Here is a 10,770-nt window from a genome sequence, read left to right on the forward strand (position 1 = left end):
CCGCAGCGCCCGTCGCTGCCGGGGCCGGTCCGCAGGGCGGCGTGTTCGACAGCGAAGCAGCCGCCACGAGCGGCGCCGACACCGACGGCTCCATGCTGGCGGGCGGCACGCACCGCATCGTGGTCATTGCCCTGGCCGACTGCTGGGTGCATTCCAGCGCGGATGATTCCGACGTGCGCCAGTTCTCGCTGCACAAGGGCCAGACCTTTGCGCTGACCTTTTCCAAGCGCCTCACGCTCAAGCTCGGCAATGCGGGCGGCGTGCGTATCCGCTACAATGGTCAGGAACAGCCCGCGCCCGGCGATATGGGCCAGGTGCGGACCCTGGTGTTTCCGCCGCAGGCGCAATAGCGGGCAGCGAATCCGGTCGGCAGCCCGGCGCCGACACGCCAACCCAACAACGCCCGCAAGGGCAGGGCAGCCATGGAGTTTTCGGAACAGGTGCTGATCGTCCGCACCGGACGTTTCAGGGAAGCGGACCTTTGGGTCCGCTTCCTGTCTCCGACACGAGGCCTGCTCACCGCCTTCGCCTTCGGCGGCTGCCGGAGCCGCAAGCGCTTCTGCGGTTGTCTCGACCTGTTCAACCGCTCGCTCTTGCGGATAAAGTCCACGCGGGGCGGGCAGTACCTGTCCATTCAGGAAGGCACCCTGCTGCGCGGGCCGGACCGCCTGCGCCGCGACTGGCCGCGTTTTGGCGCGGCGGTGAACTGTCTGAAATTTCTCGAAGCCCTGGGCTGCGGCCCGGAAGGGGCTGCGGCCACCCATCAGTTGGTCGAGGACGTGCTGGAACTGCTGGAGGGCGGCGGCCCCGTGCCCGACATGCTGCCGGTGCTGTTCCGGCTGCGCCTGGCGGCGGAGCAGGGCTATGCGCCCCGGCTGGACAGTTGCGCCACCTGCGGCGCGGACCTGACCCACGTGGCGGGTGCGGCCTTTCTGGTGCAGGAGGGTGCGGCCCAGTGTGATGCCTGCCTGCCGTTGCCGGGGCCGCGTGTGCGGGTGGAGCGTGAAGCGCTTGACGTGTTGCGCTTTGTGCAGGACAATTCACCGCTTCTGTGGCCGGGCGTGCTGCCCCCGGCACCGGGGATGGGCGGAGTGATGCCGGAGCCGGGTGGGTCCCCCCCGATGCATCTCCTGACGTTTCCCGCGACACCGGGTGGAAACGTGCCGGGCGGCAATGCACCCATGCCCGCTGCCTCCGGCGCGTACGGGGCGGAGTATGACCTGCCCCCGCCGGACATGAGCCCCCGTGCCGATTCCGCCCGCAACGGCTTTGCGGGCGGCGCGTCGCCCCGGTTCATGGACGGGCGTTTTCTGGGCAGCCTGTCGGGCCTCGCCTTTGGCGACGGCGGGCACGGTTCGCTGGACGACTGCCTGTGCCGTTTGCCGGACAGCGTTCTGGCTGACAGCGTGCCGCCGGACAGTGGTCAGGCAGTCGGGGCCGCCTCCGCACCGCTGCCGCCCCGGGAGGCTCCGCGCCCCCTGTGGAACGGCAGCGCGGTGTTCGAGAGCGATCCGTTCGGGCCGGTGCTCGGCAGCGAGGACATGGGCGACGAGGCCATGGGCGGCGCGAGCATGGGCAGTGATGGCCGGGCCGGCGAACACGCGGCACGGCATCAGGAAATTTCGGGGGGGAGGCACGGCGCCGATGTGTCGGCGTCGCAGCGTCCCTCCGCGTCGATGGCATCAGTGGCGGACGATTCCGCCCGTGGGGTCAACCGGGCCTATCTGGTCAATCGGACCGGTCAGCCTGATCTGGCCGACCCGCCTGATCTGGCCGACCCGCCTGATCTGGCCGACCCGCCTGATCTGGCCGACCAGCCCGATCAGGCGGACAAACCCGATGCAATCGGCACGCAGAATCCCTCCGACGCAAGGAACAGGGCCGCCGTGCGGCGGCAATGCACCCGCGCGGTGGAAGGCTTCATCCAGTTTCACATCGGCCTTGCGTGGGACAACGGGCGGTTCCGCCGCCTGTAGCGCGGGGCCACATGCCGGGCCTGCGAGACGAGGCGGACCAGCCAGAAGAGGCGGCCAGCCCTTGCAGTCGGTCCGGCCACCAGCGTCAACAGTCAGGTCAAGTCAGGATAATCAGGGGTACAGCATGCATTTTCAGGACGTCATCCTCACCTTGCAGAATTTCTGGGCCAAGCGGGGCTGCGTGATCATGCAGCCCATCGACGTGGAATGCGGGGCCGGTACCTTCAACCCCTCGACCTTCCTGCGCGTCATCGGGCCGGAACCGTGGAACGTGGCCTACGTTGAGCCTTCGCGCCGTCCCACCGATGGCCGCTACGGAGAAAACCCCAACCGGCTCCAGCACTACTTCCAGTTTCAGGTCATCCTGAAGCCTTCGCCCGACAACGTGCAGGACATCTACCTGGACAGCCTGCGCGCCCTCGGCATCGACCCGGCGGCCCACGACATCCGCTTCGTGGAGGACGACTGGGAATCGCCCACCCTGGGCGCCTGGGGCCTTGGCTGGGAAGTGTGGCTGAACGGCATGGAAGTGACCCAGTTCACCTACTTCCAGCAGGTGGGCGGCATAGACCTTGCCCCCACCAGCGTGGAAATCACCTACGGGCTCGAGCGGCTGTGCATGTACCTGCAGGGCAAGGAATCGGTCTACGACCTTTCGTGGAACGACCGGGTGACCTACGGGAACATCTACCACCAGAACGAGGTGGAGCAGTCGAAGTACAACTTCGAGGCCAGCAATCCCAAAATGCTGCTGGACCAGTTCAATGCCGCCGAGGCCGAGTGCAGGCGGCTGTGCGACGAAGGGCTGTTGTGGCCCGCCTACGACTACTGCCTGAAGTGCTCGCACACCTTCAACCTGCTTGACGCGCGCGGGGCCATCTCCATCACCGAACGCACCGGCTACATCGGCCGCGTGCGCGCCCTGGCTTCCGCCGTGGCGCGGCTGTACGCCGCCCAGCGCGAGGAACTCGGGTATCCCATGCTGGCTTCCGCCCGCTAGTCCGGAACAAGAAGGAAGGACGTGAGCATGTCGCAATTCGTGCTTGAAATAGGTTTCGAGGAACTGCCCTCCCGTTTCCTGCCCGGCCTGGAGCGGGAACTGGCGGAACGCTTTGCCCGCGCGCTGGACGACAACGGGGTGGAGCATGAATCCATCCGGGTGCTGACAACCCCCCGCCGCGCCGCCGTGCTCATCGAGGGCATCAACCCCGTGCAGCGCGAGGCGGAAGAAGTGGTGCCCGGCCCGCCGGTGCGCGTGGCCTTCGACGCCGAAGGCAAGCCCACCAAGGCGGCAGAAGGCTTTGCCCGCACCCAGGGCGTGGACATGGCCGACATTTTCACCCTGTCCACGGACAAGGGCGAATACATCGCCGTGCGCAAGCGCACCGGCGGGGCCATGTCGGCGGATCTCATCGCCGCCGCCTGCCCGGCCATCGTGGCCGCGCTGCCGTTCCCCAAACGCATGCGCTGGGGCAGCGGCGATTTCACCTTCGGTCGTCCGCTGCGCTGGCTGCTGGCCCTGTTCGACGACGCGGTGGTGCCCTTCGAGGTGGGCGGTGTGGTTTCCGGCGGGGTCACCTGGGGCCATCGCATCCACGGGGCCGGTCCGCTGGTTGTGAAATCTGCCGACGACTACCTGAACGTGGTCACCGAAAAGGGCGGCGTCACGCCCGACCCGGCGGAGCGCCGCGCCATGATCCTGGCGGGCGGCAACGCCGCTGCAGAGGCTGCGGGCGGGCGCATCCTGTGGAAGGAAAGCCTGCTTGATGAAGTGCAGGGCCTTGCCGAACACCCGGTGCCGTTGCTGGGCGACATCGACCCTTCGTTCCTGGAACTGCCGCGCGAAGTGCTGCTGACCAGCATGGAAAGCCACCAGAAGAGCTTTGGCGTGGAAGGGCCGGACGGCGCACTGCTGCCGCACTTCCTTACCGTGCTGAACCTCACCCCGCTGGATGGGGCGCTGGTCAAGAAAGGCTGGGAACGCGTGCTGCGCGCCCGGCTGGAAGATGGCCGCTTCTTCTGGAAGACCGACCTTGCCGCCAGCTTCGACGCCTGGCTGGCCGAACTGGACAACGTGATCTTCCTGGGGCCGCTGGGTTCCATGGGCGACAAGACTCGCCGTCTCGAAAAGCTGTGCGCCTGGCTGGCCGCCAGTCAGGTCAAGGTCGGCGGCGTTGCCGACGAGGCGGCCTGCGCCCGCGCCGGTCGCCTGTCCAAGGCCGACCTGGTGTCCGAGATGGTGGGTGAATTCGACACCCTGCAAGGCATCATGGGCGGCATTTACGCCCGTCGCATGGGCGAGCCGGAAACCGTGGCCGCCGCCCTGGCCGAACAGTACCTGCCCGCCGGGCCGGACAGCCCGGTGCCCGGCACTCTGGCCGGCGCGCTGCTTTCCGTTGCCGACAAGGCGGATACCATGGCCGGGTGCTTCGGCCTGGGCATGATTCCCACCGGCGCGGCGGACCCGTATGCCCTGCGCCGCTGTGCCCTTGGCATCGCCCGCATCGTGCTGGAACACGGCCTGCGCATCGACGTGCGGGAACTGTTCCGCACGGCGCTGGCCCTGTACGGCGAGCGCGCGTGGAAGCTGGCCCCGGCGGACGCGCTGGTGAAGCTGGAAGAGTTCTTCATGGCCCGGCTCAGGAACCACTTCATGGCCGCCGGGCATGAAACCCTGCTGGTGGAAGCGGCCCTGGCCGCCGACACGCCCGAAGGCGCGGGCATCGACGTGCGCGCCGCCGGGGCGCGTCTGGCCGCGCTGTCCGACTTCAGCCGTCGCGACGACTTCGGCAGCGCGGTGCTGACCTTCAAGCGCGCGTCCAACATCATCCGCAAGCAGGGGCAGGAGGGTGGTACCGTGCTCGACGGCGCGTACAGCCATGCCCTGTTGGCCGAGGATGCGGAAAAGGCCCTGGCCGCCCGGCTGGAAGAAGTGGCCCCGCGCTTCGACGCCCTGTGGGCGGCGGACGACTTTGCCAGCCTGTTCGGCCTGCTGGGCGAGTTGCGCCCGGCGGTGGACGCCTTCTTCGACGGCGTGATGGTCATGTGCGACGATGCAACCGTGCGTGCCAACCGCCTGAACCTGCTCAAGGCGCTGACGCTGCGGCTGGGACGCCTGGCCGACTTCGGCGCGTTGCAGATGTAATTGTCTCCCCCTCGACGCACGGGGGGGCAGGGGCCGGGGCGTTGGTTCCGGCCTTCAACACCGTGCGCTGGCTCCGAAATCCACCGGAATTCGGCCAATGGCGCGGAATGCGGCGGCGCGGGCTTGACAAGCCCCTGCCATGCGGGTATTGACTGGTTCCCCGTGTTCCAGCCCAGAAATTAACTGAACATATATTGCGAAGCCATTCGGAGGAGTTACCTTGGCTAACCACAAGTCTGCCATCAAGCGGCACAAGCAGAGCCTGAAGCGCGCCGCGCGCAACCGCGCCGCCAAGACCAGAATTAAGAACGTGGTGAAGGCCGTGCGTGCCGCCGTCCTGCAGAAGGACAAGGACACCGCTGCCCAGGCCCTGACCCAGGCCATGTCGGTGCTCGACAAGGCCGCCGGCAAGGGCGTCATCCACTGGAAAAAGGCGGCTCGCAAGATTTCCCGCCTGACCAAGGCCGTGGGCTCCGTCGAGTAGTCCCGCCTTTGCATCGCGCGTTGGCCCGCCGGATTCGTCCGGCGGGCTTTTCGCGTTTTCCGCGCGCTGCCCATGTCCTTTGGCATACCTGTCGGGGGGGGCGTTGCCTCGGCAGCGCATGCGGCGTTTCCGTGTCATGCCCCCCATGCCGATGCCCCCGTGTTTTGCGGGTCTGCGCACCGTTTTGCATTTCACCCCTGCCTCTGGTATGCCAGCGCGGCGCGCACGCCGGATGTTGCCCACGCACTGCACCGGTACCGCCAATGACCATACGGGGGGAACGTGATGGCCTTTTTCCGGCGTCAGCCGCAGTCCGAGCAGCTCAAGATCGTCATCATCGGCGCGGGTGAAGTGGGGTTTCACATTGCCGGGCGACTTTCACGCGAGAACAAGCAGGTGGTCGTCATTGACCAGAACACCGACGCGCTGCGCCGTGTGACGGATGCCATGGACGTGCAGGCCGTGCAGGGGTCCGGTTCCAGCCCATCGGTACTGTCCGAGGCGGGCGCGGACGAGGCGGACATCGTCCTGGCCGTCACCGACAGTGATGAAACCAACATCATCGCCTGCCTGTTTGCCAATGCCATTGCCCCCGACGCGGTGAAGCTGGCGCGCATCCGCAACGAGGAATACACCCTCTACCACGACGCCCTGCGCGGCGATGCCCTGCGCATCAGCATGCTCATCAACCCGGAAGTCGAGGTGGTGCGCACCATCGACCGCATACTCAGCGTGCCTGGCGCGGTTGAATACGGCGAATTTGCGGGCGGTCGCATCAAGATGGCGGGCATCCGGGTGGAAGAAGGCCCCCTGGTGGGCCAGAAACTGATGCGCTTTCGCGAGATAGTGGGCGAGGGAGCCATCATGGTGGCCGCCATCGTGCGCGAGGAGCGGCTGATCATCCCCACCGGCGCCGACGTCATCCGGCAGGGCGACATCGTCTACTTCGTGTACGACGAAGGTACGCGCCCGGCCCTGCTGGCATCCCTCGCGCGGGAGGAGCGCATCATCCGCCATGCGCTCATCGTGGGCGGGGGCAACATCGGCCTGCGGCTGGCCCGGCTGTTCGAACGCAAGGGCTACCACACCAAGCTGGTGGACCGCGACGCCGCCCGCTGCACCCACCTGGCCGAACAACTGGACACCACCCTGGTGCTGCACGGCGACGGCACCGACCAGGCCCTGCTGCGCGAGGAAAACGTGGCGGGCATGGACGTGGTCGTGGCCGTCACCGGCGACGAGGAGACCAACATCCTTTCCTGCCTGCTGGCCAAGTCCATGGGCGCGGCACAGACCGTTACCCGGGTGAACAAGGCCGAATACCAGCCGCTGGTGCGGGCCATCGGCATCGAACATTCCGTCAGCCCGCGCCTTTCGGCAGTGAACAGCATTCTGCACTTCGTGCGGCAGGGCAAGGTGCTGTCGTCCATTTCCGTCCGGGGCGACGAGGCGGAGGCCATGGAGGCCGTGGCGCAGGCGCATTCGGCCATCGTGGGCAAGCCGGTGAGCCAACTGGACTTTCCGTCCGGCGCGCTGCTGCTGGCGGTGCTGCGCGGTGACGATGTGTTCATCCCGCGAGGTGATACGGTCATCCGACCGCAGGATCGAATCATCATCCTTTCCACCCGGCAGGCGGTAAGCCGGGTGGAGCAGGCCCTGATGGTCTCGCTGAAGAGCTTCTGACCATGCACGCGCGTACGGTATGCCACGCCGTGGGGGCGTTGTTGTGCTGCCTGGCTGCCTCCATGGCCGTGCCTCTGGGCGTGGGCCTGTGGTATGGCGATGCGGGCGTGTGGCCGCTGTTCCATTCCCTGTGGGCAACCGGCCTTGCGGGCAGCCTGCTGATGCTGGGGTGGCGCAGGGGGCGCGACTGGTCGCTGAATCACCGCGAGGGCATCGCCATCGTGGCCCTTGGCTGGCTGGTGGCCGGTGTGGCGGGCGGTGCGCCCTACGTGCTGGCAGGCATCTGCGGCTGGACCGACGCGCTGTTCGAATCCGTTTCCGGGTTCACCACCACCGGGGCCTCCATCCTTACCGACATCGAGGCGGTGGCCCCCAGCCTGCTGTTCTGGCGGTCCTTCACCCACTGGCTGGGCGGCATGGGCATCATCGTGCTGTCGCTGGCCGTGTTGCCGTTTCTCGGCGTGGGGGGCATGCAGCTGTACCGGGCCGAGGTGCCCGGCCCGACCCCGGACAAGCTGAAGCCGCGCATCAAGGACACCGCTGCCGTGCTGTGGCAGGTGTACCTGCTGCTCACGCTGGCCCAGACCGGCCTGCTGTGGGCGGGCGGCATGAATCTGTTCGACGCCTCCACCCATACCTTCGCCACGCTGGCCACAGGGGGGTTTTCCACCCGCAATGCCTCGGTGGGGTACTACGACAGTCCGTTCATCCAGTGGACCATCACGATTTTCATGTTCCTGGCGGGAGCCAACTTCGCCCTGCACTTCAAGGTGTTGCAGGGCAGGCCGGGGGCGTTGCTGCGCGATGCGGAATTCCGCTTCTACGCCGTGCTGGTGGCAGGGGCCACGCTGGTCATTGCCGCCGGACTGTACAGCGGCCATTACGCGGATGCGGAGTCATCCTTGCGGGCGGCGGCCTTCCAGGTGGTCTCCATCTGCACCACCACCGGCTTCGCCACGGCGGACTACGAGGTATGGCCCCACCTGGCGCAGGGGCTGCTGCTGTTCTTCATGTTTCTGGGCGGGTGCGCAGGGTCCACCGGCGGCGGCCTGAAGTGCATGCGGGTGATGGTGCTGCTGCGCCTGGCCCACCAGGAACTGTTCCGGCTGGTGCACCCGCGCGCGGTGCGCCATCTGAAGCTGGGGGGCCGCACCGTGCCGCCCGACGTGGTTTCGGGCGTGGTGGGCTTTTTCGTGCTGTACGTTTCGGTGTTCGCCGGGGTGGGCATCATCCTCACTGCGCTCGGCATGGACGTGCTGACCGCCTTTTCCGCCACGGCCTCGTGCCTTGGCAACGTGGGGCCGGCGTTTGGCAGCCTGGGCCCCACGGAGAATTACGCGCACCTGCCAGGGCTGGCCAAGTGGCTGCTTTCGCTGTGCATGCTGCTGGGGCGGCTCGAAATCTACACCATCCTCGTGCTGTTCCTGCCCGAATACTGGCGCAGATAGGCGGAACTTGCCCCGCGTTTCCATGGCGGTGTCCGCGGCGGGTGTGCGTACGCCCGACACGGCGGCAACGAACATGCTGGAGCAACGCAAAAGCGCCCCGGTCTTGCGACCGGGGCGCCGTGCATTCAGGCTTGGAGGAAACCGGCCTAGACCAGCTGCTTCAGCAGGGTTTCCTTGATGGAGTCGATGGAGCCTTCCCCGTCGAGCTCGATGAACTTGGTCACGCCCTTGGCGGCGAGATCCTTGTAGAAGTAGGCGGCGGCCAGGGTGCCGTCCACGGTGTTGTAGTAGATGTCGTGGCGCTTGCCGATGGCGCCTTCATCCTGGTCGTCGGCACGGGCGGACAGGCTGCCGCCACACACCCGGCACACATCGCCGTTGGGCTTGATGGCGTCGATGAAGATGTTGTTCGGGTGGTTGTTGTCGTTCTTGCAGAGGCGGCGGCCCATGATGCGGTTCTTGGCCACTTCGCGGGGCAGCAGGATTTCGATGACGTAATCCAGCTTCAGACCTTCGGCCTGAAGGGCGTCCCACAGCTTCTGGGCCTGCACCATGTTGCGGGGAAAGCCGTCGAGCAGCCAGCCGTTGGGACCGGCGCCCTTCAGGGTTTCCAGCACCATGGGGATGGTGATGTCGTCGGGCACGAGGTCGCCACGGTCGATGTATTCCTTGGCCTTCTTGCCAAGTTCGGTGCCGCCGCCGATGTGCTGGCGGAAGATGGCGCCCGATTCGATGTGGGCAAGATCGTACTTCTTCTTGACGAGCGCCCCCTGGGTGCCCTTGCCGCTACCATTGGGACCGAAGATGAGGATATTCACCCCGAACCTCCTTGTAATAATTTTCACGAGTGATTACCGCGAAGGCCGCCCCTCTGTCAATCAAAGCCCTTCCCAAGCTCGTGAGAAATGCGCGAAATGCGGCAGGATTGTCGGGGAAAACGGGTGAGGCATGTCGTGTAAGCTTGGCGGGCCAGAGGCGGGGGCGGTGCGGACGGTGAAGCAGGACGGGGAGCGGGAACGGGGAAGGCCAGCCGTTGCTGCGACATTCCGGCGGAAAGACCTTGTGAAAAGGCGCTGCAAGGGGCGCAGGCCGGTGGGAGTCAGGAGGGCAGGGTAGCGGATGCGCGAAACTCGATGCCTCCACCGCCCTCCTCGCACTTGCCGTCGCCGTCGGTCAGGGACACCACCCGCGCCGTCTTGCCGCCGGGAAACTGCACGCAGGCCCTGCCACGACCGGAATGCCATGCCGCGTCCAGGTCCATCAGGCTGGCGGCCAGCGGCTGGCCGGGGCCCAGCCTGTCCAGCATGCGTTTGTACAGGCGCAGGCGCGCCGCGCGGTGCAGGCCGCGAAGGGTGCGACCAGGCAGCAGGATGCGCTGCGGCGTGGCTGCGGCAGCCATGGATGACGGCCCTGTGCAGGACGCGCCGCATGTTGCCGCAGGCAGGGTGGGGGCGTCATCCATGCGGTCGCCGTCATGATGGATGGCCTGTGCATGGGCCAGGTGGCAGGTCCAGTAGTCGGCATCGCAACGCGCCAGTTCCCACAGCGTGCGGACCGCCTCGCCCAGGGCCGGGTTTTCGGCGCGCAGCAGGGGCAGCACCTGGTGGCGCAGTCGGTTGCGGCGGTAGGCCGGATCGGCGTTGGACGGATCGCGCACGGGCAGCACGCCAAGGTCCGCCAGAAAGGCATCGATGTCGCGTCGTTCCGTGGTCAGCAGGGGGCGCAGGATGCGCCGTGCCGGGTCCATGGCGGCCATGCCGCCCAGCCCGGGCCAACCGGTGCCGCGTACCAGACGCAGCAGCACGTCCTCGCACAGGTCGTCCGACTGATGGGCGGTGCAGATCCAGTCAGCGCCGATGCGCTGGCGCTCTGCTTCGAAGAAGGCGTAGCGGGCGCGCCGCCCGGCGTCTTCAAGGCCGCAGTTCTCCCGCATCGCACGTTCGGCCACGTCTGCCCGCGTCATTCGGCAGGGCACGCCCAGACGGCGGCACAGCGCGGCCACGGCGCGGGCTTCGCCCGTCGATTCCGGGCGCA

General features: G+C 67.2%; 8 protein-coding genes and 2 pseudogenes. 8 read left to right on the plus strand and 2 right to left on the minus strand.

The features are described 5' to 3' along the window. The 8 genes and pseudogenes from FVW20_RS18765 to FVW20_RS18795 all read left to right on the plus strand — a co-directional run. Window positions 1–350, plus strand: a 350-nt coding sequence (locus tag FVW20_RS18765) for a DUF4115 domain-containing protein (RefSeq protein ID WP_196610755.1), incomplete at its 5' end; no start/stop codon positions are given. 72 nt (window positions 351–422) lie between these two features. Beyond that, a pseudogene (gene recO, locus FVW20_RS19935) lies at window positions 423–1,055 on the plus strand (DNA repair protein RecO); the annotation flags it as partial. An 834-nt stretch (window positions 1,056–1,889) separates the two neighbouring features. Next, a pseudogene (locus FVW20_RS19940) lies at window positions 1,890–1,976 on the plus strand (DNA repair protein RecO); the annotation flags it as partial. 124 nt (window positions 1,977–2,100) lie between these two features. Further along, complete coding sequence (gene glyQ / locus FVW20_RS18775; protein ID WP_196610757.1) at window positions 2,101–2,976, plus strand: glycine--tRNA ligase subunit alpha; 876 nt, start codon at window positions 2,101–2,103, stop codon at window positions 2,974–2,976. Between the two features lie 27 nt (window positions 2,977–3,003). Beyond that, a complete protein-coding gene (glyS, locus tag FVW20_RS18780) occupies window positions 3,004–5,121 on the plus strand; it encodes a glycine--tRNA ligase subunit beta (RefSeq protein WP_196610758.1) in 2,118 nt (705 codons plus the stop codon). A 220-nt stretch (window positions 5,122–5,341) separates the two neighbouring features. Continuing rightward, entirely contained in the window at window positions 5,342–5,605 is a 264-nt protein-coding gene (rpsT, locus tag FVW20_RS18785; RefSeq protein WP_196610759.1) for a 30S ribosomal protein S20, read from the plus strand. Window positions 5,606–5,890: 285 nt separating this feature from the next. Continuing rightward, window positions 5,891–7,288, plus strand: coding sequence for a Trk system potassium transporter TrkA (gene trkA, locus FVW20_RS18790; protein ID WP_196610762.1), 1,398 nt, complete (start codon window positions 5,891–5,893; stop codon window positions 7,286–7,288). A 2-nt stretch (window positions 7,289–7,290) separates the two neighbouring features. Further along, on the plus strand, window positions 7,291–8,736 hold the full coding sequence (locus FVW20_RS18795; RefSeq protein ID WP_196610760.1) for a TrkH family potassium uptake protein: 1,446 nt from the start codon (window positions 7,291–7,293) through the stop codon (window positions 8,734–8,736). Between the two features lie 146 nt (window positions 8,737–8,882). Here the strand turns inward: FVW20_RS18795 and FVW20_RS18800 are convergent, their stop codons facing one another. Both FVW20_RS18800 and tilS read right to left on the minus strand, forming a co-directional pair. After that, window positions 8,883–9,554: an adenylate kinase gene (locus tag FVW20_RS18800; protein ID WP_167122982.1), complete on the minus strand. Its 672-nt coding sequence runs from the start codon at window positions 9,552–9,554 to the stop codon at window positions 8,883–8,885. Window positions 9,555–9,835: 281 nt separating this feature from the next. Beyond that, window positions 9,836–10,770, minus strand: a 935-nt coding sequence (gene tilS, locus FVW20_RS18805; protein WP_196610761.1) for a tRNA lysidine(34) synthetase TilS, incomplete at its 5' end; no start/stop codon positions are given.

It is taken from the genome of Nitratidesulfovibrio oxamicus, assembly GCF_015731765.1.
GTDB lineage: Bacteria > Desulfobacterota > Desulfovibrionia > Desulfovibrionales > Desulfovibrionaceae > Cupidesulfovibrio > Cupidesulfovibrio oxamicus.

Bases quoted from the DNA above. Each gene is read 5' to 3' on its own strand.
- glyQ (WP_196610757.1), top strand. From the start codon at position 2,101: ATGCATTTTCAGGACGTCATCCTCACCTTGCAGAATTTCTGGGCCAAG.
- glyS (WP_196610758.1), top strand. From the start codon at position 3,004: ATGTCGCAATTCGTGCTTGAAATAGGTTTCGAGGAACTGCCCTCCCGT.
- trkA (WP_196610762.1), top strand. From the start codon at position 5,891: ATGGCCTTTTTCCGGCGTCAGCCGCAGTCCGAGCAGCTCAAGATCGTC.
- FVW20_RS18795 (WP_196610760.1), top strand. From the start codon at position 7,291: ATGCACGCGCGTACGGTATGCCACGCCGTGGGGGCGTTGTTGTGCTGC.